Source organism: Luteitalea sp. (genome assembly GCF_022842525.1).
In the GTDB taxonomy this organism is placed as follows: Bacteria; Acidobacteriota; Vicinamibacteria; order Vicinamibacterales; family Vicinamibacteraceae; genus Luteitalea.
This window is the reverse complement of the sequence record NZ_JALHPM010000012.1, coordinates 29192-51753: the sequence shown is the minus strand read 5'-3', so window position 1 is coordinate 51753 and position 22562 is coordinate 29192. Positions and strand designations below refer to the sequence as shown.

General features: G+C 69.3%; 18 protein-coding genes. 8 read left to right on the top strand and 10 right to left on the bottom strand.

Annotated features, from left to right (window positions below):
- Positions 1-6 precede the first annotated feature (6 nt).
- The 4 genes from Q0C41_RS04470 (at position 7) to Q0C41_RS04455 (ending at position 5065) form a co-directional block, all read left to right on the top strand.
- Complete coding sequence (locus Q0C41_RS04470; protein ID WP_291981302.1) at positions 7-2352, top strand: VWA domain-containing protein; 2346 nt, start codon at positions 7-9, stop codon at positions 2350-2352.
- Positions 2349-3464 carry a VWA domain-containing protein gene (locus tag Q0C41_RS04465; protein ID WP_291981300.1) on the top strand — a complete coding sequence of 372 codons (1116 nt, stop codon included), beginning with the start codon at positions 2349-2351 and terminating at the stop codon, positions 3462-3464. The genes Q0C41_RS04470 and Q0C41_RS04465 overlap by 4 nt, the downstream gene beginning before the upstream one ends.
- A 73-nt stretch (positions 3465-3537) precedes the next feature.
- Entirely contained in the window at positions 3538-4374 is an 837-nt protein-coding gene (locus tag Q0C41_RS04460) for a sugar phosphate isomerase/epimerase (protein ID WP_291981298.1), read from the top strand.
- A gap of 1 nt (position 4375) precedes the next feature.
- Entirely contained in the window at positions 4376-5065 is a 690-nt protein-coding gene (locus Q0C41_RS04455; RefSeq protein ID WP_291981296.1) for an SUMF1/EgtB/PvdO family nonheme iron enzyme, read from the top strand.
- Here Q0C41_RS04455 and Q0C41_RS04450 read toward each other — a convergent pair.
- The 9 genes from Q0C41_RS04450 to Q0C41_RS04410 form a co-directional block, all read right to left on the bottom strand.
- Entirely contained in the window at positions 5032-6690 is a 1659-nt protein-coding gene (locus Q0C41_RS04450) for an ATP-binding protein (protein ID WP_291981294.1), read from the bottom strand. The two genes, Q0C41_RS04455 and Q0C41_RS04450, sit on opposite strands and share 34 nt — an antisense overlap.
- A 2-nt stretch (positions 6691-6692) precedes the next feature.
- Positions 6693-7232, bottom strand: coding sequence for a methanogen output domain 1-containing protein (locus tag Q0C41_RS04445; protein ID WP_291981292.1), 540 nt, complete (start codon positions 7230-7232; stop codon positions 6693-6695).
- A gap of 58 nt (positions 7233-7290) precedes the next feature.
- The gene (locus Q0C41_RS04440) at positions 7291-8070 is read right to left on the bottom strand and encodes a phosphate ABC transporter ATP-binding protein (protein WP_291981290.1); all 780 of its coding nucleotides are present in this window, start codon (positions 8068-8070) and stop codon (positions 7291-7293) included.
- Positions 8067-8843, bottom strand: a complete 777-nt coding sequence (locus tag Q0C41_RS04435; protein ID WP_291981288.1) for an ATP-binding cassette domain-containing protein — start codon at positions 8841-8843, stop codon at positions 8067-8069. Before Q0C41_RS04435 ends, Q0C41_RS04440 begins: the two co-directional genes overlap by 4 nt.
- On the bottom strand, positions 8840-9724 hold the full coding sequence (gene pstA / locus Q0C41_RS04430; protein WP_291981286.1) for a phosphate ABC transporter permease PstA: 885 nt from the start codon (positions 9722-9724) through the stop codon (positions 8840-8842). Before pstA ends, Q0C41_RS04435 begins: the two co-directional genes overlap by 4 nt.
- A 3-nt stretch (positions 9725-9727) precedes the next feature.
- On the bottom strand, positions 9728-10648 hold the full coding sequence (gene pstC, locus Q0C41_RS04425; RefSeq protein WP_291981284.1) for a phosphate ABC transporter permease subunit PstC: 921 nt from the start codon (positions 10646-10648) through the stop codon (positions 9728-9730).
- Entirely contained in the window at positions 10645-11574 is a 930-nt protein-coding gene (locus Q0C41_RS04420; protein ID WP_291981283.1) for a phosphate ABC transporter substrate-binding protein, read from the bottom strand. Before Q0C41_RS04420 ends, pstC begins: the two co-directional genes overlap by 4 nt.
- A 6-nt stretch (positions 11575-11580) precedes the next feature.
- On the bottom strand, positions 11581-12684 hold the full coding sequence (gene phoU / locus Q0C41_RS04415; RefSeq protein ID WP_291981281.1) for a phosphate signaling complex protein PhoU: 1104 nt from the start codon (positions 12682-12684) through the stop codon (positions 11581-11583).
- A 168-nt stretch (positions 12685-12852) separates the two neighbouring features.
- A complete protein-coding gene (locus Q0C41_RS04410; protein ID WP_291981278.1) occupies positions 12853-14130 on the bottom strand; it encodes a mandelate racemase/muconate lactonizing enzyme family protein in 1278 nt (425 codons plus the stop codon).
- Between the two features lie 297 nt (positions 14131-14427).
- Between Q0C41_RS04410 and Q0C41_RS04405 the strand changes: the two genes are divergently transcribed.
- Positions 14428-15129 (top strand): PEP-CTERM sorting domain-containing protein, encoded by a 702-nt coding sequence (locus Q0C41_RS04405; protein ID WP_291981276.1) that lies wholly within the window; start codon positions 14428-14430, stop codon positions 15127-15129.
- Positions 15130-15151: 22 nt separating this feature from the next.
- Here Q0C41_RS04405 and Q0C41_RS04400 read toward each other — a convergent pair whose 3' ends face one another.
- Positions 15152-16111, bottom strand: a complete 960-nt coding sequence (locus Q0C41_RS04400; protein WP_291981274.1) for a hypothetical protein — start codon at positions 16109-16111, stop codon at positions 15152-15154.
- A gap of 66 nt (positions 16112-16177) precedes the next feature.
- Here Q0C41_RS04400 and Q0C41_RS04395 point away from each other — a divergent pair, with 66 nt between their 5' ends.
- The 3 genes from Q0C41_RS04395 (at position 16178) to Q0C41_RS04385 (ending at position 22562) form a co-directional block, all read left to right on the top strand.
- On the top strand, positions 16178-17446 hold the full coding sequence (locus Q0C41_RS04395; protein WP_291981273.1) for a mandelate racemase/muconate lactonizing enzyme family protein: 1269 nt from the start codon (positions 16178-16180) through the stop codon (positions 17444-17446).
- Between the two features lie 163 nt (positions 17447-17609).
- Entirely contained in the window at positions 17610-18383 is a 774-nt protein-coding gene (locus Q0C41_RS04390) for a hypothetical protein (protein ID WP_291981271.1), read from the top strand.
- A 60-nt stretch (positions 18384-18443) separates the two neighbouring features.
- Positions 18444-22562, top strand: a complete 4119-nt coding sequence (locus tag Q0C41_RS04385; RefSeq protein WP_291981270.1) for a hypothetical protein — start codon at positions 18444-18446, stop codon at positions 22560-22562.

Below are 22562 nucleotides of genomic sequence, written 5' to 3'. Positions count from 1 at the left end.
ATGGGCATGCTTCTGGGCTACGTCGGCCGCCGAGCCGTCGTCGAGCAGCTAGCCGCGGCGGCGACCGTGGTCGTGTGCTTCCACGCGGCGGTGTCGACCGCGCAGACGCCCCGCCCTGCTGCGCAGCCGACGTTCCGCGCGGAGGTGAACCTCGTCGAGGTGGTAGCTGTCGTCACCGGCGACGACGACCGCAGCCTTGGCGACCTTGCGGCGTCGGATTTCGAGGTGCTCGAGGACGGCAGCGCCCGCACGCTCGTCTCGGTGCGCAAGCTCTCGGCGGAGTCTCGCAATGCGGCAGCGGTCGCGCCGGGGACTGCAGCGCCGCCGGCTTACGTCGAGCGGCTGCCCACCAGCACCGCCTCTGCCGACGCCCCGGCCTTCGTGCTGCTGCTCGACGACCTGGACACGAGCCCTCGTGACTCGCATCGCGTGATTCGCGCGGGGGAGCGCGCGCTATCGTTCATTCCAGACTCGGCGCTGGTGTCCGTGCTCACGACGAGCGGGCTCGGAGGCTCACTGCTGACGTTGGAACCGCCAGGTCCCCAGCACGCCAGCAAGGTCAAGGCGTTCCGCGGGCAACTGTTGATCAGAGCGCTCCCTCCCGAGGGCCTCGGATCCGCACCCGGTGCCGGCGGCAGGCGCATGGGCGGCGATTGCATGACCGGGACGCCGTCTCTCGACTGCCAGGATCCGACGCGCCCAGCTCGCCGCGCGTCGGCCGTGGCCGCCGCCGCCGAGATCCTCGGCCGGTCCGGGGCCCGCCGCAAGGTGCTGCTCTGGGTCGCGCAGACGATGGGCGTGTCGACCATCGACCCGCAAGGGAGTCGCGCGGCGCAGCGGCAGGCGCTCGCCTCGGCGCTCAACAACGACATCAGCGTGTATGTCCTCGATCCCAGGGAGAATCCCGGCACCGACGACCCGCCGGACACGCGCCGCACGGGTGGCGCATTGGAGGTGGGTGGCAGCGCCATGGCGCTCGACGTCGATGACATGACCGCCGTTCCGTTGACGCAACTGACGCGCGAGACCGGCGGCCGCTACATCACGATGGCCAACAACCTCGGCGACTTCATGGGCCGCATCATCGAGCAGAATTCGACCGCGTACCTGCTCGTGTACGAGTCGCCGGTCTCGCGAACACCGGGGCGACACCGCATCGACGTCCGCGTGAAGCGCCCGGGCGCACGCGTCTCCGCTCGCCGCGGCTACATCGTCGACGCGCCCGCGTCTGCAGAAGGCACCCCCACTGCTGCATCCGACGACAGCCTGCTGCGTCGCACACTGCTCGGCAGCGCCCCACAAGGCCAACTGCGGCTGATCGTGCATGCTGTGCCGCGGTTTGCGACCGGCAAGACCGGATCCGTGTCGGTGACGGTGCGCGCGGATGGTGCGAAGGAGCCACTCAGCCAGCCAGTCGATGTCCTGCTGGCCACGTTCGACGACGAGGGGCGGGCGACCAATCAGCACCAGGTCCGGCTCGACCCGCCGGCGGCTGGCCTGCCTCTGGAGTTCACCACCGAGCTGCCCCTGACGCGTGGGCGACATCAGTTGCGAGTGGCAGCCGTGACGGGGGACGCGACGAAGACCGGCCTGGTGATCACGCCCGTGGACGTCATCGAACCGGGGCGTCAATTGATGATGGCGCCGCCCCTTTTGTTGCAGCCGTCCGGGGATCGGGTCATCCCGACCGCTGCTCGGCGTTTCGCGGCTGGCACCTCGCTCGGCGTCCAGGCAGAGATCGCGGGCCGTCCGGTGCAGGAGGGCAAGGTCGCCGTTCGAGTATCGATGGCCGATAGCAGCGGGGCCGTCGTCCGGACGGCCGACGGTGCGCTCGACCCGGGTGGTTCGCCCGACCGTCAGCGCGCCACCGGCGTGATCAAGACAACGGGACTGGCCAACGGCGCCTACCTGCTGATCCTCGAGGCGGTGCCCCCCAACGCGAGCGACGCCGTTCGACACGCGATCCCGATCGTCCTGCACGCGGCCACGAGTAGTACTGCCGGCTCGTCACACCTGGTCGTGGCGCACGGCCCCTCGTCACGCCACCCGGCGGCGGGAACGTTCGTCATTCGCACCGAGGAAGAGTGGCTCGCGTTCTGGAAGCTCCTGCCCACGCGCCAGGCGCCTCCCTCCATCGACTTCAGCCGCGCTACCCTCTTCGCGATCGTCGCCGGTGCTGCCGAGAACGCCACGGCCCACAAGCCCGTGGTGGTGTCGATTGACGCCATGGATGGCGAGACGGTCGTGCGCTGGCGCGCCGAGCCCGATGCGTCGCCCGGCGCACAGCACGCCTTCACCGTCGTCGCGGTACCGGCCCGGGTCGACAACGTCCGCTTCGAGCCAAGCCGATGAATGTGCCGCCACTGTTCTTCGCCCGTGCGCAGACGCTCCTCACCGGCGCGGCCATCGGAGTCGCACTGATTGGCGCTCTGCATGTCGCTCTCTCGGCGGCCGCTCAGCAGGCCTCGCAGCCGACGTTCAGGACGGGTACGACGCTCGTCGAGGTGTCGGCCATCGTCACGAAGGACGGGCTGACGGTGCCCGACCTGACCAGAGACGACGTGCAGGTGCTCGATGGCGGCGTGCCGCAGCCGCTGGTCGCCTTCGAGTTCGTCGATCTGTCGACGGCGCCGATACCGGAGCAGCGCCGCGACTTCGTCCTGGTGCTCGACGACCTGCAGATCGACGCCAGGCAATCCCGCGCCACCATTGCGCTCGCGCAGCGCCTCATCGACGGCCTCGGGGCGTCGGATCGACTGGCGATCGTGAACACGGGACCGTTCGAGCTCATTCAGCAGCTCTCGACCGACCGCCGCGCGGCTCATGCATTGGTGCGCAAGTTCCGCGGCCTGAAGGGCTCCGCGTCGTCGCCTGTGGAGAAGACCCACCTTGCGATCACGTTGCTGCGCGTCGTGCGAAATGTTGCCCGGGTCCTGGCCAGCGAAGACCCGCGCGAACGCCGCAGCATCGTCGTCGTCAGCGAGGGCGGCCCGCTGGGGCCCGTCGCCCCCAACCAGCGGGATGACGACTTCCAGCCGGTGCTGGCGGCCTACGACGAGATGGTGGGGCAGGCCGCGCTCTCGAACGTCGCGGTCTACGCGGTCGATCCTCGTGGACTGGATGCGCCGATGCACCGCATCAGCGGGCCGGACAACAGGACGATTGCGCAGGCCGCAAGCCAGCTTGGCGAGACCGCAGGGGAATCAGCCGCGCTGCGTCGCCGGGGCCTCCTGTGGAGGATGGCCGACGTCACTGGTGGCACGCTGGTGACGGAGCGCAACGACCTCGGCGCCGGCCTGCCGGGCATGTTCCGGGACAGCCGCCAGTACTACCGTCTCGCGTACGTGCAGCCGGCCGTGGCACCGGGCGACGAGGGGAAGGCGCGCAGCATCGAGGTCCGCGTCGCGCGGCCGGACACGACGGTGCGGGCGCGTCGCCAGTACCTGCCGAAGGGCCAGCCGTGAGTCGACCCACGGCAGGCTGGCGCACGCGACGACCATTGGCGCGCGGGTTCGGCCGCGGGGTAAAGTAAAGGCGATGATCCAACCCTATGCCATCGGTGTGTGCAGCTGGTCGCTGCAGGTGAAGAGCGTGCCCGAGTTGCGCGCCTTCCTCGACCAGCTCGGTGTGAACGTGATCCAGATTGCGTGCGGCGACCCGCACCACGCGTCGTGGAACGAGGGCGACGACATGCCCGCGGCGGCTCTTGCCGCCGGCTTCGACATCCACGCCGCGATGATCGGCTTCCCCGGCGAGGACTACACGACGCCGCAGACGATCAAGGAGACCGGCGGCTTCGGCAATCCGGCGACGCGTGCGGCGCGACTCGAGACGCTGACGTGGGCGCTCGCACGCACCACCGCCCTCGGCGTCGATCGGCTGATGATGCACGGCGGCTTCATTCCCGAGCCGGGTGACGAGGGCCGGAAGGCGTTCCTGGACACGCTGGGCGAGGCCTCGGCGCTCGCGAGGACGCATGGCGTGACGCTCGGACTCGAGACTGGCCAGGAGACCGCCGACCTGCTGCGCCGCACGCTCGACGACCTGCAGTGCGACAACATCAAGGTCAACTTCGACCCCGCCAACATGCTGCTGTACGACATGGGCGACCCGATCCGCGCCATCGAGATCCTCGGGCCCGACATCGCGACGGTGCACTGCAAGGACGCCTTCCGCCCGACCACGCCCGACACCTGGGGCCAGGAAGTGCCGCTCGGCCAGGGGGCCGTCAACATGCCCCTGTTCATCGAGACGCTGAAGAAGGTCGGTTACGCCGGCCCGCTCGTCATCGAGCGCGAGGTCGGCAACCAGCAGGAGCGGCTCGCCGACTGCGCGCACGGGATCACCGTCCTGCGCGAGATCCTCGGCGCCTGACATGGCCCTCGACGACGCCTTCGTCCGCATCCCCGAGGGCTGGTTCCAGATGGGGAGCGACGACGGCGCGGCCGAGGAGCGACCGGTGCACCGCGTCTGGCTCGAGGCTTTCGAGCTGGCGGTGTACCCGGTCACCTGCCGGGCCTACGCGCGGTTCCTGCAGGCCAGCGGCCACGAGCCTCCGCGCGAGTGGCCGCACTTCTCCACGATTCCCGAGCGCCCGGTGGTCGGCGTGAGTTGGTTCGACTGCCAGGCGTACTGCCAGTGGCGTGCCTCCGAAGGCGCGCCGGTGCGGCTGCCGACCGAAGCGGAGTGGGAGCGCGCCGCGCGTGGCGGGGTCGAGGGGCAGCGGTATCCGTGGGGCGACGCAATCCCCGCGTGGATCCCCGAGGGTGGCCGCGGCCCGCTCGAGGCGGCCTGGCCAGTCACGCTCGGCGAGCCGAATCCGTTCGGGCTGTTCGGCATCGCCGCCAACGTGCACGAGTGGTGCGCCGACTGGTACGCCTCCGACTACTACCAGTTCTCGCCGACCCATCAGCCGGCCGGGCCCGACCGCGGCGTCCGCCGTGCGTCGCGCGGCGGGTCGTGGCGGCACGCCGTCACGTTGAGCCGCTGCGCGGCGCGCAGCCGCATCGATCCGTCGTTCCGCTACACCGACTACGGCTTCCGCGTCGCCCGCTCAGGGGCGTGAACGGCCAGCGTCGCCACCATCGCGATGAGCGCGTCAGGGGTGACGGGCTTGCCGAGATGCGCGGTGAACCCGGCGGCCAGCGCACTGCCGCGATCCTCGAGCCGCGTGTAGGCGGTCAACGCCAGCGCCGGCATCTCCCGGTACCCGATCGGACCGGAGGTGCGGAGCCGCTTCACCAGTGAATAGCCGTTCTCGTCCGGCATGCCGATGTCGCTGACGAGCACGTGCGGCGAGAAGTGCGCGAGGGCCTCGAACGCCTCGCCCGCGGATGCCGTTGCATGGACCTCGCCGCCCGCATGCGTCAGCAACGCCGTCAGCAGTTCCCGCGCATCCGCCTCATCGTCCACGACCAGCACGCGGACGCCGTGCAGCGATCGCGTCTCTGGCGCCGCCGCGGCCGGCTGCGGCGGCACGATGTCGGCCGTCGGCGATGCGGGGGCCGCCGCTTCGGTGATGGCCCGGATCGGCAGTGTGAAGGTGAAGCTCGCTCCCGTCCCCGGTCCATCACTCCGGGCGTGGACCGATCCCCCGTGCAGTTCGACGATGTGCCGCACCAGCGCGAGGCCGAGACCGAGGCCACCGGCCCGTCGGGTCGTGGAACTGTCGGCCTGCTTGAAGCGATCGAAGACGAGCGGCAGGAACGAGGGCTCGATGCCCACGCCCTGGTCGCGCACTTCCAGCACGTACTGCGATTCCTGCAGCGAGAGGGACGCCTGCACGGTGCCGCCGCCGTCGGTGAACTTGACGGCATTCGACAGCAGGTTCCAGATGATCTGGCTGATGCGGTCCGGGTCGGCCACGAGCAGGCACGACTTCGACGGCCGTTCGACCTGCAGGTCCAGCGCCTTGGCGGTCGCGGACGGACGGACGACGTCGACCGCGTCATCGAGCAGCGCCGCCAGGTCACAGACCCGCGTCTCGAGACGCATCTTGCCGGTCACGATGCGCGACACGTCGAGGATGTCGTCGACCAGCTTGGCCTGCGCCACCGCATTGCGCTGGATGACGTCCAGGCCCTTCTCGCTGCGCTCGTGTGCGGGTTGCCGTCGCAGCACCTCCGCCCACCCGAGGATGGCGTGCAGCGGCGTCCGCAGCTCGTGCGAGGCGATTGCGAGGAATTCGTCCTTGGCGCGGTGCAGCGCCTCGGACTCGGCGACCCGCTCCTGCAGCGCGGCCTCGCTGCGCCGCAGGGCGTCCTCGACCTGCACGCGGCGCGCCACCTCGTCGTGCAGCTCGGTGATCTTCTGGTTGAGCAACAGGAACGGATTGGCCTCGTCGCGCGGCCAGAAGCGCACGAACAGCACGGCCGGTTGCGCATCGGTGCCAGGGGAGACCACCGCGCCGCGGGCGCTGAACATCACGGGATCCGACGCGCTGGCCACCAGGAACGAGCCGGGCGTCGGTTCGGTGGTGCGACTCCATTGCCGGAGCAACTGCACGAAGGCCTCGGCGCCCTCGGGGGCGACGGGGAAGGCATCGCCCGGGCGAACCTCGCCGCCAGCCGTTCTCGCCATCGTGTCGCGCGCAGCACGGTTGGCGGCCAGCAGGTCACCCTGCGGCGTCAGCAGCACCGCGGGATCGGGAAGGGCCCGCAGCAGCCGGAGGGCAGACTCGTGCAGCGGCACGATCAATCGGCGCGGAAGTATTCGCGGCCGTCGGCGCGGTCGGAGGCCGGCGATTGCTTCAGGTAGAGCACGACCCGGCAGCGGCCATCGCCTCTGGCAATCGTCTCCTCCAGCACGACCTTGCCGTAGCCGAGGTTCTGGGCAGCGATGGTGCCGAAGACGTTGCTGGTCATCATGCAGAGGGCGCTGCGGCCGATGACCTGCTCGGCAAACGGGCAGGCGCGGTTGCCGAAGACGATCTTCTCGTCGTCTTCCTCGATGACGTAGAAGTCGCCCTCGATGCGCCGCTTCAGGTCGAGACAGACGTCTCGCACGGCATCGCGATCGAGCTGGGTGGTGTCGAGCGCCGCCTTGTAGGCGTCGCCCAGTTCGTCGCCCATCCGCTGGCCGACGATCGAGACGAACCCGGCGGCCTCCTCGAGGCCGACGACATCCTGCAGGGCGCCCGAAAGATGCCTGATGAGCTTGCGCAGGAACAGATCCCTGTCGAGCGGCACGGGCAACTGTGCGAACGGCGATGGACTGTCAGGCGAGGTGGCCATGGCGAGCGCTATAACCGTATCCAACGGGTCCCGCCACGGCAAGCCGAAAGTGCACCCGCTAGCCGTACCGTCCTTCGACGTAGTCCGCGGTGCGCGCATCCTGCGGCGTGAGGAACAGCTGTTCGGTGCGCGTGTGTTCCACCACCTCGCCGAGCAGCATGAAGACGCACTCGTCGCTGACCCGGCGTGCTTGCGACATGTTGTGCGTGACGATGACGATCGTGAAGCGCTGCTTGAGGACGAACATCAGCTCCTCGATGGCGCGGGTGCCGGCGGTGTCGAGCGCCGAGCACGGTTCGTCCATCAGGATGACGCTCGGCTTGAGCGGCAGGAGCCGGGCGATGCACAGCTTCTGCTGCTGATCGAGTTGCAGGCTGGTGGCGCGGGTCTGCAGCCGGTCCTTGAGCTCGCTCCACAGGCCCACTTCGTGCAGGGCGCTCTCGACGGCCTCGTCGAGCACCGCCCGGGTCAGCCGGCCTCGTTCCTCGTGCACGCGCAGGCCGAACACCACGTTCTCGTAGACCGAGATGGGCAGAGGGTTCGGCCGCTGGAAGACCATGCCGACGGCCTTGCGCAACTCGACGAGCGAGACCTCGGGGGCGTAGACGTCCTGGCCGAGGACCTCCACGGCGCCCGTCGTGCGCACGGAGCCGTAGCGCTCGTTGATGCGGTTGAAGCAGCGCAGCAACGTCGTCTTGCCACAGCCCGACGGGCCGATGAGCGCCGTGATCAGCTGTGGCCTGACGCGCAGCGACACGTCGCGCAACGCCTGGAAGTCGCCGTACCAGAGATTGAGCGCGCGTGCCTCGATACCGTGCGGTGGTGGGACGGCGGTCATCCGAACGTTCCGTTGACGTAGTCGAAGGTGCGCTGGTCGGCTGGTGTCGCCGAGAAGACCTGCTCGGAGGGGGCCAGCTCGACAATCGATCCTTCGAGCATGAACATCGTGCGATCGGCCAGGCGGCGCGCCTGCTGCGTGAGGTTGGTGACCAGGACGATGGTCATCTCGGCCTTGAGCTGCTTGAGCACGTCCTCGATGCGCATGGTGGTGACGGGATCGATGGCGATCGAGAACTCGTCGAGGCAGAGGATGGTCGGCTGGTGCGAGAGCGCCCGGGCGATGGTCAGACGCTGTTGCTGCCCGCCGGAGAGCTTGGTGCCGAGGCTGTCGAGCCGTCCCTTCACTTCGTCCCACAGCGCGGCCTGCGTCAGGCAGCGCTCGACCAGGTCGTCGAGGGCGGCACGTCGCGTCAGGCCGGCCGCACGCGGGGCGAAGGCGACGTTGTCGTAGATCGACAGGGGAAGACCCACCGGCAGCGGGGCCACCATCCCGATCTTCCGGCGGAGCGCGTAGACGTCGCGCGTGCGCCGGACGTCCTCGCCATCGACCTCGATGAGGCCCTCGCTGTGCCCGCCCGGGGTGAACTCCAGCGTGCGATTCAGGCAGCGGAGCAGGGAGGTCTTGCCCGACTGCGCCGGGCCGATCACGCCGAGAATCTCGCCACGGTGCACGTCGAAGGTGATGCCGTGGATCACCTCCGTCGTGCCGTACCGGACCCGGAGGTCGCGCACACGAGTGACCGGCGTCGCGTCCATGCCGGGGCCGCTCACCACTTCCTCCGGCTGCGCAGCACGGCACGCACCACGACGGCGGTGGAGTTGATCAGGAGGACGGCGCCCACGAGCACCGTCGCGGTGGCGAACTGCAGCGAGTCGGGGGCACCGTTGATCTGCGTCGCCAGGTTGTAGAGGTGCGTCGCCAGCGCCATCGCGCTCTCGGTCAACCGGTACGGGAAGACGTCGCCGCGGTCGACGGCCTTGTACATCACGGCGCCCGTGAAGAGGATGGGCGCGGTCTCGCCGGCCGTGCGCGACACCTGCAGGATGACGCCCGTCAGGATGCCGCTGATGGCATTGGGGAGCACGACGACGCGGATGGTCTGCCACCGGGTGGCGCCGACGTTCCAGCAGGCTTCACGGAACGAGCGCGGCACGGCGGCCAGTGCCTCGCGCGTGCTGGCGATGATCACCGGCAGCGTCATCACGGCCAGCGTCAGCGAGGCCGCCAGGATCGACTGGCCCAGGCCAGCCGCGAGCACGAACGCGCCGAGCCCGAACAGCGCGTGGACGATGCTGGGGACGCCGGCGAGGTTGATCACCGCCACGTGAATGAGGCGCGTGAACCAGGTGTCGCGGGCGTACTCGTTGAGGTAGACCGCCGCGAGCACGCCGACGGGCGCGGCGACGGCGAGCGAGACGCCGACGAGGTACACGGTGCCGATCAGCGCTGGCCAGATCCCCCCCTGCGTCTGCATCTCGCGGGGCGGCTCGAGCAGGAAGGCGAGCGAGAGCGACGGCCAGCCCTTCACGACCAGATACGCGAGGATGGCGAACAGCGGCAGGACGATGCACATCGTCACGGCGGCGAGCACCAGGTGGGCGATGCGCTCGTGACCGAGCTTGCGGCGAACCTCGGGACCGGCCTCGAACATGGCTTACCGGCGGCGTCCGCGCACCGCGAGATCGGCGGCGAGGTTGACGAGGAACGTGATGCCGAACAGCAGCACGCCGATGGTGAAGAGCACGCGATAGTGTTCCGAGCCCTGGCTGACCTCGCCCATCTCCGACGCGATGTTGGCCGTGAGCGTGCGGACCGGCTCCAGGAGGCCGGTCGGAATCTGCACGGCATGCCCGGTGGCCATCAGCACGGCCATCGTCTCGCCCACCGCGCGGCCCACACCGAGCAGCACGGCGGCGAGCAGGCCGTTGCGCGCGGCAGGCAGCAGCACCCGGTAGACCATCTGCCAGCGGGTGGCGCCCAGTGCCACGCCGGCTTCGCGATACGAGTCGGGGACCGCCTTCAGCGCATCCTCGCCGATCGACACGATGATCGGCAGGCTCATCAGCGCGAGCAACAGCGCGGCGTTCAGCACGTTCAGGCCGACCGCGGCGTCGAACAGCGTGATCAGCAGATCGTTGACGACGGTGAGGCCGATGAAGCCCCAGACCACGGACGGAATGGCCGCGAGCAGTTCGATGACCACCTTGAGCGTCTCGCGCAGCTTCGGCGTGCAGAACTCCGACAGGTAGATGGCCCCGCCGATGCCGAAGGGCACCGCGATGGCCATGGCCAGCGCCGTCACCGCCAGGGTGCCGACGATCATCGCCAACACGCCGTAGCGGACGTCGCGCACCGAGGTCGGGTACCACTCGATGCTGAAGAGGAACTCGCCGAGACCGAAGTTCGGGCTGGCGAGGATCGGGAAGGCTTCGCGGAAGACGAAGAAGAAGATGCCGCCCACCAGGATCACGGCGCTGATGCCGCACACCATGATGAGCGCTTCGATGGCGCGCTCGAGGGCCACCGAGTACCACGGCCGCCGGAAGACGATCGGGCGTGGGAGGGGAGCGTTCACGGGTGCGCCTCCGGGGCCGGCGCGCCACTCGGCCCTGGTGCCGGCACGGGGAGCGGCACGTAGCCGACGGCCGCGACGAGGCGCTGCCCGGGCGGTGAGTGGATCCAGTCCAGGTAGTGCTTCGTCTCGCCCGCAGGCTGACCGACCGTGTACATGTAGAGCGGTCGTGCGATCGGATAGCTGCCGTCGAGGGTGGCCTGCGCGGTGGGCGCCACCGGCGGCCCGTCCCCGTTGGAGAGCGGCAGCATCTTCACACCGTCGGTGGCATAGCCCATGCCGCTGTAGCCGATGGCGCACGGCGTGTGCGCGATCAGCTCGACGACTTCCTTCGACCCGTTGAGTTCCAGCGTGCCCAGCTTGAAGTCGCGCGTGTCGAGCGCCACCTCGCGGAAGTAGTCGTAGGTGCCCGAACTGGATTGCCGGCTGATGCGGATGATCGTGTCGCGTGGGCACGTCCCGTGCTGCACGCCGAGATCCGACCAGCGCGTGAGGCGGCCGCCTTCGGCGAAGACGTCACGCAGTTGCGCCAGCGTCATCGACCGGACCGGATTGGAGGCGTGCACGTAGACGACCAGGGCGTCGTAGCCGGTCACGTGCTCGACGAGGTCGGCCCCCTGCGACGCTCGCGCGGCCTCACGCTCGGCGGCCTTGACGGGGCGGCTGCTGTTGGCAATCTGCACCGTGCCGTCGATCAACGCCGCGATCCCCACGCCCGATCCGCCGCCGGCCACTTCCACCGAGACGCCCGGCGCGACCGTCGCGTAGGCTTCGGCCCACGCCTGGGCGACGTTGATCATCGTGTCGGATCCGCGGTTGAGCAGCACGGCCCGAGGGGCGGGGCCGCCCTCACCGCAGGCCGCGAGGCCGAGCACGCTGACGGCCAGCGCGCCAACCGCCAGCCGCCGATGGGACAGGAGCGCGCGCATCGAGGGTCAGTCCTGACGGACGATGGCCTCGACCAGCACCTGCAGGTGGCTGCGGATGGCGGCCAGCGCCTGCTCGTAGGCCGGGCGGGCGTCGGCCAGCGTCCCTGGCACCACGGACGGGTCCTCGACGTGCCAGTCGAAGACCACCGTCGGCGTCCGTCTGAACCGCAGTGACGAGTAGACGTCGGTATCGAACGCCACCACGGCGTGATAGACCTCGAGGTTCGGAATCTGATCGAGCGACTTCGGGCGCTGGTGCCCGGTGATGTCCAGCCCCTTCTCCGACAGGAACTCGGCGAGGCGCGGATCGATGGGCCTCGGATCGAGGCCGGCGCTGCTGAACAGGAGCCGGGGGTGCGCGAAAGTCGTGGCGACCGCTTCGGCCATCTGGCTGCGACAGTGATTGTGCTGGTCGACGAACAGGATGCGGAACGCCTCGGGGGCGTTGTGCTTGGCGAAGTCGCCCGTGCACATGTAGAGCGTCTCGGCGCACATGTTGCGCACTTCGTCGGCCACGCGCTCGAGGCGACGACTCATCGTCGACAACAGGGCATAGGCCTCGAGGCCGAGTTCGCCGGCCGCCTGCCGCATCATGAGCGTCTTGTCGATGCGCTGGCGCATCTTGTCGATCGTCCGCTCTGCGGCCATCGTCGTCCGGGCCAGTTCGGCGTCCGCGTCGAGGAAGGCCCGGACGCCGCTTTGCAGCATCGCGATCGCCGCCTCGCCCATCTCGGCGAACGGCTCGGCATGCAGGTGCGGGTGAATCTCGTGCAGCTTGAGGGCGCGACGGGCGACGCCTTCGGCATGGTCGCCGATGCGCTCGAGTTCGGTGCTGATCTTGAGGGCGGCGAAGGCGAAGCGCAGGTGGCTGCCCGCGGGCTGCTGCCGCACCAGGAACTCGAGCGCGAGGCGATCGAGCTGCTGCTCGAGGTCGTCGATGCGGCCGTCGCGGAGGATGACGAGGTACGCGGCGTGCTGGTCGCCGTGGATGATGGCGTCCAGCGTGCCGCGCAGGGCCCGCTCGCACTGCCCGGCCATCTCCGTCACCGCCGCGCGGATCAGGTCCATGTCGTGCTGCAGGCTCGCTTCGAGCTGGCTGCCCATCGTCATCGCCTCGCCCATTGGAGTGTGTCGGTGTGACGACCGTGTGACTCGGCGGTTCTGTCGAGGCGGCTGCGACACGGCCCCGGAGCGCCTGGCACGGTGGTCATGCCGACAGCGTACGCTCTGGCGGTCTGCTGCGCCACAACTCGACCGGGGGCCTGCACTGCCGCGCCCTCACGTGACCACCGTTGCCGCCTTCACGAACGCCGGATCGATCGTCACCCCCAGACCCGGTCCCGACGGCACCGTGAGGCGGCCCTTGACGGCGCGGAGCGTGGAGGTCTCCGACGAGACCGGCAGCGAGTCGTCGCTGCCCTTGTACTCCTGGAACGGGCCGGCGTTGGGCACGCAGGAGGCGTAGTGGGCCACGTAGAGGTAGCCCAGCCCCCCACCCGACATGTGAGGGGTGCACGGCAGGCCGGCAACAGCCGCCATGCGTGCGACGCGTATCGATCGAATCAATCCACCGAAGTAGAAGAGGTCGGGCTGGACGACGTCGACGCCGCGATGCTCGACCATCCAGCGGAATCGCCGCAGGCTGCTTTCCTGCTCGCCACCGGCGACAGGGATGGGCAGGGCCGCGGCGATGGCCTTCGTCTCGTCGTAGTGGTCGAAGGGGACTGGCTCCTCGAAGAAGGCGAGGCCATGCGCGTGCATCACCGCGCCCATGCGCAGCGCGGTAGCGACGTCGTACGAGCCATTGGCGTCGGCATGGATGGCCATCGCATCGCCGAACGTCTTGCGCGTGAGCGGGATCAGCGCCAGGTCGCGACGCGTCGAGGCGTCGTCGTAGCGCATGCGCGCGCCGAGCCGGAACTTGATGGCGCCCGCGCCGGTCTCCGCGACGAGCTGCTGGAGATAGGCGATCTCCGCCTCCGGCGTGTTGCCGCGATTGCCGCTGGCGCGATAGACCGCGACGTCGCGCCGCGTGACGCCGCCCAGCAGGTCGCCGATCGGCACGCGCGCGATCTGGCCCAGCAGATCGAGGATGGCGAACTCGATACTCGCGACGGGCACCCAGAACGGCAGGCCCTGCCACTTGTAGTTCGAGTTGGCGAGGAAGACGCCATCGATGAGCGCGTCCAGATCGCGGGCGTCCTTGCCGATGAAGAACGGCGCGACGCGGCGCGTGAGGATGGGCCAGGTCGTCTCGAGCACGTCGGGATGTCCGGCGGCAAGACCGACCGCGCCGTCCGTCGACCGGGCGCGCACCAGATACTGGTCGCCGGCCTTCAGCAGTTCGATCGAGGCGATGACGACCGGGCTCGTGAGCCGGTCGCGCCGCAGGACCGGCGCCGCGGCGGCCTCGATCAGCCGCGCCGGGTCGACGGTCGTCGTCGTGCCCTGCGTGTCGGCACGCTGTGCGGTGGCCCTCGATCCCGTGGCCCTGAGACCGGCTACGCCGCCAGCGAGAGCCCCCAGCCGGAGAAACGTCCGTCGTCCAGTCGTCATGGCCCCTCCTGCGCGTGCGCATGCGCCGCGGCGCCGCGCAGACAGGCGGATGATACCGCCTGGCGCCTGGCACACGCACACGCAGGCGCTGAACCGACAGCCAGCCAGAAAGATCCGCCGGGGTGTCGGATTTACGCCACTTCTGGACATCGCAGTCAGCCCAAACGTCTGGTTTTGTTGAGATGTCGGCAGGGCGACACCATGGCATGGAAGTCGCTTGTACACGTGTCAATAAGGCGGCCACCCCCAGCAGCCGTGTTCCCCGACCGCTCCGGCGGCCTGGCCGGTACAGACGACATGACGCGCACGGTGCTTTCCGCTCTCCTTCTCGCCACGGTGCTGGGCTCTTCGGCGGCGCACGCGGCCTCCTTCACGGTGACGGCGTCCGTGGGCGGCGCGCCCGCCGGCGTGACCCTCGACAATCTCAACTGGCTCGCGACGGGAGGGGCCGGGGGCACCAACGGCGGACTCACCGTCAGCTTCGTACCCGATGCCGGCGTCGTGACGGGGGCGAGGTCCGGGCGGTACGCCGCGCCGGTGTTCTCCAACCTCAATGGCGCCGCGTTCGGCGACACCTACAACGGGGCCAACCAGTCCCGGTACCTCACGTCGGGGCGGGACGGTGGTTCGACAGCGGGGGCCGAGGCTGCGCTCACGTTCGCCTCGTACCAGACCTACCTCGGGCTGTTGTGGGGCTCGGTCGACAGCTACAACACGTTGTCGTTCTACGACGGCAACACGCTGCTTGGCCGTGTCACGGGGTCGCAGGCCAGCCTCGTTGCTCCGAACGGCGACCAGGGCCCGGGTGGGACGTACTACGTCAACATCGTCTCCGACACGGCCTTCAACAAGGTCGTCGCCACGAGCTCGTCGTACGCCTTCGAGTTCGACAACATCGCGTACGACCAGGCGCCGGCGGTCCCCGAGGCGACGACGCTGGTGCTGCTCGGTGCCGGTCTGCTCGGCCTGGCCCACCGCACGCGCCGCGGCCGCCGGTAGGCCCCGCGGTCGCCGCGGTCCGTCACGGGCGCTTCTTCAGGATCTCTTCGACCTCCGCACGGCCGACCGGCAGACTGTCGATGTTGGCGCGCAGCCACGCCGTGAAATCCGCCTCGATGGCCTCGCTCCATCGTCCGTCGATCTGTCCGGCCGTGTAGGTCCCCGTCCGCAGCCGCGCGATGCCGAAGGTATCGCGGAGGCGCGTCAGCTCCGAGGCCTGCACCACCCGCTCGGCCAGCTGCGGCGGGATGAAGATGACGCCGCCGTTGCGGCCGAGCACGACGTCGCCCGGCATGACGAAGGCCCCGCCGATGCGGATCGGCACGTTGATGCCGATCATCGTCGAGTTCAGGCGCGCCCCGGTTCGCGACGCACCGAGATGATGCGACGGGTCGTAGGCGCGCACGAACGATGTGAACCCTGCGATGGCCTCCAGGCCGTTGATGTCACGGATCGCCCCGTCGTAGACGATGCCGTTGCCGCTCCTGGCGAAGATGGCGTTGGCGACGTTGTCGCCGACCGAGGGGCCGTTCTGCTTCAGGCCGAAGTGATCGGAGACGTAGACATCGCGCCGCTGCAGCATGTCGACGGGCCAGGCGTTGGTGTCGCCGATGCGGCCCTGGGCCTTGCCCTTGCCCTCGATCACCTCGAGGATGTCCGGGCGCCCGGGGAGCCACTGGGACGTCAGCGCCCGGCCCACCAGCACCTGATCCGGATGGATCGACAGCCAGCCGTCGGCGTACTGATGCGAGAAGCCCGCCTGCGTGACCACGGCCCAGGCCTCCTCGAGGGTGACCTTGGCCATGCGGTCGAGGATCGCGTCCGGCACCTTCGGGCGTCCATCGGGCAGGCGGTCGCCGGTCCAGTCGGGCGTGTACTCGACCAGCTGCGCGCTGGTGAGGACACCAGGCTGTGCGAGTGCGGCCGATGGGCTCGCCAGCACCGTCAGCATGAGCAGGGCCATTCGTGGGAACGTGCGCATCCGCGGGCTCCTCTTCGCGTCAGGTTGAGGTACTCTCCGAGGCCAACACAGTACACGAGAGGACCTATGGACAAGCACACTGCGGATCGCCGTGCGTTTCTCGCTGCGCTGGCCGTCTCGGGCGCGGCCGCCGCGTCGCCACTCTCCGCCTTCACCCAGGCCGTCGACAGGGCGCCGAAGGCCTCGGCGCCGTCGGCGCTGCGTATCACCGAGGTCAAGTGCGGGTACGTCCGCGGCAGCCTCTTCGTCAAGATCCACACCAACCAGGGCATCTGGGGCTGCGGCGAAGGCGTCGATGCCATCGGCGGTACGTACCACCTGGTGCAGTCGATCGGCCGGCGCCTGAGCGGCCAGAGTCCGCTCAACGTGCACCGTCTCTTCGAGCAACTGAGGAAGGGCGCGGTCTTCGGCGGCGGCCAGGCGGGCATGTTCGTCGCCGTGTTGAGCGCCGTGGAGACGGCGCTGTGGGACCTGGCCGGCAAGGCGCTCGGCATGCCGGTCTACCAACTGCTCGGCGGCAAGTTCCGCGATCGCATTCGCGTCTATCTCGATACGGCCCTGTATCAGTCGAAGCTGCCGACGCCCGAGCAGTTCGCCGCGGCCGCCTTGCAGGCCGCCGCCGACGGCTACACCGCCATCAAGTTCGACCTCGATCAGGCGACGGATCCGAACAAGTACGACACGTTCAACTGGACCGCCAGCCCGGGTGAAGTGCAACGCATGGTGGACCAGCTCACCGCCGCACGTGAGGCGGTGGGCCCGAAGGTCGATATCTGCGGCGACATGCACGCGCGGTACGACTACCCGACGGCGCAGCGGGTGGCCGAGCGCCTGGAGCCGCTCAACCTGATGTGGCTCGAGGAGCCCGTGCCGGCCGAGAACATCGACGCGCTCAAGCGCGTGGCCGACGAGACGCGCACGCCCATCTGCGCCGGCGAGAACGTCTACCTCGCGCACGGCTTCCGCCCGATGCTCGAGGCCGGCGCGGTGGACATCATCATGCCCGACCTGCAGAAGGCCGGCGGGCTCGGCGAGGGGCAGCGGATTGCCAACCTCGCCGACCTGCACTACGTCCCCTTCGCGCCGCACATGGTGGCGTCGTACCTCGGCGCCATGGCCGCCTGCCATGTGTGCGCGGCGGTGCCGAACTTCATGATTCTCGAGTGGCAGACCTACTTCGACACCAACCCGCTCTACAAGGAGATCGTGACGTACAGCGGCCCGCAGGTGGAGAAGGGCTTCATCACGCTCTCCGAGGCGCCAGGCATCGGCGTCGAGATCAACGAGGAGGGCATGCGCAAGCACGCCCTGCCAGGGGTCCCGTTCTTCGCCTGACGCAGCCCGAACAGGCCGTAGGCGTAGATGCGATCGGAGGACTCGCCACTCAGCAGCGTCTGGATGGCGAACATGGTGAACAGGTCGGCGGGGGCCAACCGCTCAGTCCACCTCGGCCAGCGTCATCGGTCGACTGCGTGTTGCCGTGATTCCGGGAGGGGCGATGGAAGAACCACACGTATCCACGTGGCCACTGGTGATGACGGTGGCCGCGTGCGGCCTGGTCTCGCTCGCGCTGCTGGGCCTGGCCCACAGCCAGCTCGTTGGCCGCCTCGACCTGTTGTATCTCGAGGTGGCCAAGACCGCGCTGAACCTCCTCTTCGTGGGCATTGCCGCGATGCTGGCCCGAACGGTCGTGGACCGCTACGTCGCGGCGCGTGAACGCGAACGCGCGGCCCTCGAACGGCGCGAGGCCGAAGCCAGCGCGGCTCACGCGCGGCGTCTCGCAGCCCTGACGACGCTGACCAGTAGCTACTGGAACGTGAGGAAGTGCCTCACGATCATCGATGCCCACCGCTCCGCCAAGTCCTACGGCGAACAGATACGCCTGATCATCGATCACCGGCTGGACCTGCAGCAGCTCGACAACGACATCTGCGCTGGCATGCATGCGCTCGAGCAGCCGTTCAGAATCGGCAATGCGATTCGTGCGCTGGATGCCCAGCTCGCTCGCCTGACCGACGAGTGGCGAGAGAAGTACCTCATGCTGTCGCAGCAGCAGAAGGCAGACGAACTGGTCGGCCCGGAGGCCAAGAAGGTGCCCGCTGCCATCGAGGCCCTGCCCGTACTCGAGGCCTTGCGGGCCGACAAGGCTCCGGCCCTGCACACGCCGTTCGAAGACGCGGCGGGGCTCATTCGGCGCCAGGTGTTTCCCCTCGAAAGCGAAGGCGAGGCACCCGTGAACACAGGCGGCGGGGGGGCACCGCGCGTGGCATAGAATGCCGCACATCCTCCGGCTGAATCGTACGGCAACGTCCTCGTGGAGCGCGGGATCGGCATGAGCACCTTCTCCCTGGTCCAGGTCCCCGGCCTCGCGGGCGCCGTCACCATCGCCGACAACGCCTCCGGCCAGGCCGTGGACGTCGAGGTGAAGGATCCCATCCTCTTTCTCGCCACGCCGCAGGCGCTGTCCATGCAGGCCGCACATCGTCGTCGGCCCAACGGCGGCCACGAGGTCACGCTCACGGCCACCGGCCGCACCCTTGCGCTGGCTGGCGGCCACATCGCGCTGCAGTCGCTGACCATCACGCTGCACTTCCTCGATGGCGCGAGCCCGCAGTGGGACGCCGGGCCCGGCGGCATCCAGGTCAGTGGGGACGCCACGTGGACGACCACGCAGGACCTGGGGCTGGCCGCGGTGCCGCTGCGCATCGGCTATGCGCACACCCCGGGCGTCTCGGGCCGCTTCACGTTCTCGATCGCCAACCCGCCGCTCCCGCTGCCACTGGACGTCGCTCGCCTGGACGCCGGCGAGTTCTCGCTCGAACTGCCGGCCGACCGCCCGGTGGCCCGCCTCAGCCTGACCGGCACGGCGAGTCTCACCTCGAATGGCAGCGGTCAGGCGTCTGCCCTGCTCAATGGCGCCCTCGGGCGCGCCGGCACGCTCCGTCCGCTGCGGGGCCGGTACACGGTCGATCTCGCGCTGCAGGGTGGCCGGTTGCCGGCCGCCGCGCCGGTGGTCGGGGCACCGGCGTTGCAGATCGACATGGACTGGCCGCTCAACTTCAGCGTGCCGGCGCTGCCCAACCTGCCCGACGGTCTCGCCGTCGACCTCGGGTTGCCGACACTGCACCTCCCGCTCGACGCGTCCGGCCCGTCGTCGAGCGCGGCGTGGACGCTCGGCTTTCGCAACTCCGCGATCCGGTTTCCGGCCATGGCCGGCTTCAGTGGTCTTCGCCTCGACGGGGCGTTGATCTGGGCGTCTGGCGTCGGCAACCGGTTCACGCTGGCGCCGAGCGGCGGCGGAACGTTCGAGCTGCCGGACGTCCTCGGCATGCTGCTCGCGCGGCTGGAATGGGGACAGTCGCCGCTCACCCTCAGCCAGATCCGCGATGCCGCGGAGGGCAGCCTGCCGGAACTGGAGTGGCAGGCGCTCTTTGCCGATCTCGTGCCCAACCCGCTGCCGGCCACGGTTGCCGCGTGGGATGCCTTCGAGGTCGCGCTGCGTGGCGCGCTCGAGGCGGCCATCGCCGGTGGGATGGACGCGGCCCGCGTCTTCGCGATGGCCTTCCGCGGATTCGCTGCGGCGCCTGACGCGATCATCGAGCGTCTCTGGGCGGTGTGGTTCGCCATCGGCCGCGTGTCGGACCCGCTGGCGGCGCTGCCCGGCATGCTCGCGGCGCTGCTGGCCAGCGCTCCGGCCGCGTGTGACCGCGCGCTGAGACTCTTCTTCGCGGTGCCGACGGCCGGCGTCGACCCGGGGCGCCTCTTCGCCCCACTGCTCGACCATCTCGGGGCGCACCTGCATCCGTCGGCGTTCGATCTGTGGGGCCACGTCGTCATCAACGCCGTCGCCCACACGCCAGAGGGCGACCTCCACCTCGTCGTGCTGAAGGTGGTCAGCGCGATCCTCGCGGCGCCATGGTTGCAGCCGCTGTGGTCGGCCATCCAGACGGCGGAGGTGGCGGCCATCTTCGCGCTCTTCGCCAACGCCAACCTGTTCGGCGTGGACGTGATGCTGGCATTCACGGTGTTGCTGCTCGCCGCGGCCTCGCGCGGCCTGCGCGACTTCTTCCGCGGCACCGAGCCGTTCGCCAGCCTCCTGCAGGCCATCGTCAACTTCATGTCGACGCCGTGGGACGAACTGGACTGCGGCCGCTTCCTGACGTTCCTGCAGTACATGGTCTTTCCGCCCGCCGGGCTGACACCGGAACAGCGTCGTGCTCGCGAGGAGCGCATCCTGTGCGCCGCCAACGCCCAGCCGCTGTTCGGCATCTTCCTCGCGGTCTGCTACCTGCCGGTCGCGTTCCTGGTCAACCCCAACGACGCGCTCGACCTGACGCAGCGGCCCATCAACACCGAGGCCGGTCGCAAGGTGAAGACCTTCGACAAGGGCAAGTACCTCATCCTCAGCGACATCCATCGCGACACGCGCCGCGACAAGCTGCCGCCGTTGCAGGTCGGCTCGACCTACCACTTCTCCAACAACAAGGACCTGTTCGTTCGCGTGCTCGACTGGGCGAAGGCCGGTGGCTTCACCGTGCTCGAGGGCGGCGACTGCGAGGAACTGTGGTTCATCCGCGACCCGCTCGACCATCCGGTACCCGACCCCGGCACTGGCTACACCGGCTTCAAGAAGCAGCTCCAGGAGACGCTTGAGACGCACGCCGACGTCTACGACCGGCTCCGCGCGCTGCACCATGCCGGCCGCTACTTCCGGATCTTCGGCAACCACGACTCCTACCTGCGCGATCCGGACATGCTGGCGCTCCTCAAGGAGGTGATGGAGAAGCCCGTCAACGGTGTCGCCGGCAAGCCCTTCGACGTCTACGACTTCTTCGTCATCGACGGCGTCAAGCGGATGACCGAGAGTCGCCTCTTCGAGACGGTCGGCCGCGACGGCACGCTCTCGCTCGACACGCTGCCGGAGAGCATCGGGCTGGGGATGGATTCGCGCGACTACACGCAATCGTGTCGCATGCTGGTGACGCACGGGCACCAGTGGGACTTCTTCAACTGCGACAGCAACAACTGGCTGGGCAAGTTGATCAGCAACGCCGTGGCGACGCCGTTGGACCGCGCCATGGATCTGGCGATCGACGCCCGCGGCCTGGCGATGTCAGGCAGCCCCACCCTCGACTTCCGCGACGCGCTCGCCACGCTGTTCCTGTTCGACAACTGGCCCGGGCGGGAGCCGGCCATCAGGTTCGCCCACAGTGTGCAGCATCTGCCCAACGGCGCGCGTATCCTGTCGGACGGGCTGATGTACCGCGAGAGCGTCGCGGCCATCCTCGGCACCAAGTTCGCCGCCATCAACTTCCGGGCGTCGTCGGGCGTCGAGATCACCCCGCAGCAGTCGATGGCCGACGTGCGTGCCGGCCGCCTCGATCTCTTCGAGTACGCCGAGCGCCATCACTCGCACCACCTCTGCATCGGGCACACCCACAACCCGCAGAGCCAGCCCTACTTCCGGCTGCTGCCCTTCGTGCAGGAGCTGCCGGCGGTCCGCGACCTGGTGACGACACTCGACGCGTTCTTCCCAATCAAGAGCCAGTACTTCAACAGCGGCACCTGCGGCTGGATGGACGGCGTGGTGTGGGGAGTGCTCATCGACGGCGACCTGCCCGCCGATCAGCAGCCGCATCAGGCGCGCCTCGTCTTCTGGACCCACAACTCGGTCGAACCCGAGCGCATGGACTGGGAGCTGTCGATGCTGGATCCGGCAACCAAGGCGGCCATTGCCGCCCGCTTCCCGGCCTTCCACGCGCCGCGCGATGTCGAGGAGCTCACCGGCTTTCTCGAGGAGCTGTTCAGTCCGGTTGGTGATCTGCTCGCCAACTTCGGCTTCCCGCTCGGTTCGGGCAGCGACCGTGACCGCCTGAGGCTGACCTTCCCGATGCCGCCCGAAGCCATGCTGCCGGCGATGGATCGCGCCGCCTCGGAGACGACCCCCGTGGTGCTCGACCTGACCGATGCCGACGGCCGCGATCCCGCGCAGTTGGCCGCCGTGGTCGACAAGGTTCAGGCCTTCGCCATGGGCGCCCTCATGGCCGCCATGGGGCGCGGGCGCACCGAATCGACCGCGGCTCGCCGCGATTTCGTTCTGCGCCTGCCGGCCGGCGCCGCAGAGCCCCAGCGGATCGGCGCGTTCGCGGCCGAGATGGCCACCATGCCCGGCGCGGATCCTGCGCTGGCCCTGACGGTGGCCAGCCTGATGGCGCACCTGATCGAGGACTTCCCGCGCAACCTGCCGTTCTTCGGGACCGGCCTCGATCGCCTCGCGCCGCTGCAGCGCCTCGCGCTGTCGCCGCAGCCGGTCATCGCCGCAGCGATGTCCGTGCTGCCGCTGGTCAAGTTCGCCGGTCCGGCGGCCAACCCGCTGTGTCAGCCCATCGCCTTCCGCGCTGCGTTCAACGGCCACGAGCAGCTGGAGTTCACACTCACCGTGGGGGCGTGA

Excerpts from the sequence above, each read along its gene's own strand:
- Q0C41_RS04470 (WP_291981302.1), top strand. The coding sequence starts at position 7 with ATGCTTCTGGGCTACGTCGGCCGCCGAGCCGTCGTCGAGCAGCTAGCC.
- Q0C41_RS04465 (WP_291981300.1), top strand. The coding sequence starts at position 2,349 with ATGAATGTGCCGCCACTGTTCTTCGCCCGTGCGCAGACGCTCCTCACC.
- Q0C41_RS04460 (WP_291981298.1), top strand. The coding sequence starts at position 3,538 with ATGATCCAACCCTATGCCATCGGTGTGTGCAGCTGGTCGCTGCAGGTG.
- Q0C41_RS04455 (WP_291981296.1), top strand. The coding sequence starts at position 4,376 with ATGGCCCTCGACGACGCCTTCGTCCGCATCCCCGAGGGCTGGTTCCAG.
- Q0C41_RS04445 (WP_291981292.1), bottom strand. The coding sequence starts at position 7,232 with ATGGCCACCTCGCCTGACAGTCCATCGCCGTTCGCACAGTTGCCCGTG.
- Q0C41_RS04440 (WP_291981290.1), bottom strand. The coding sequence starts at position 8,070 with ATGACCGCCGTCCCACCACCGCACGGTATCGAGGCACGCGCGCTCAAT.
- pstA (WP_291981286.1), bottom strand. The coding sequence starts at position 9,724 with ATGTTCGAGGCCGGTCCCGAGGTTCGCCGCAAGCTCGGTCACGAGCGC.
- Q0C41_RS04420 (WP_291981283.1), bottom strand. The coding sequence starts at position 11,574 with ATGCGCGCGCTCCTGTCCCATCGGCGGCTGGCGGTTGGCGCGCTGGCC.
- phoU (WP_291981281.1), bottom strand. The coding sequence starts at position 12,684 with ATGACGATGGGCAGCCAGCTCGAAGCGAGCCTGCAGCACGACATGGAC.
- Q0C41_RS04410 (WP_291981278.1), bottom strand. The coding sequence starts at position 14,130 with ATGACGACTGGACGACGGACGTTTCTCCGGCTGGGGGCTCTCGCTGGC.
- Q0C41_RS04405 (WP_291981276.1), top strand. The coding sequence starts at position 14,428 with ATGACGCGCACGGTGCTTTCCGCTCTCCTTCTCGCCACGGTGCTGGGC.
- Q0C41_RS04400 (WP_291981274.1), bottom strand. The coding sequence starts at position 16,111 with ATGCGCACGTTCCCACGAATGGCCCTGCTCATGCTGACGGTGCTGGCG.
- Q0C41_RS04395 (WP_291981273.1), top strand. The coding sequence starts at position 16,178 with ATGGACAAGCACACTGCGGATCGCCGTGCGTTTCTCGCTGCGCTGGCC.
- Q0C41_RS04390 (WP_291981271.1), top strand. The coding sequence starts at position 17,610 with ATGGAAGAACCACACGTATCCACGTGGCCACTGGTGATGACGGTGGCC.
- Q0C41_RS04385 (WP_291981270.1), top strand. The coding sequence starts at position 18,444 with ATGAGCACCTTCTCCCTGGTCCAGGTCCCCGGCCTCGCGGGCGCCGTC.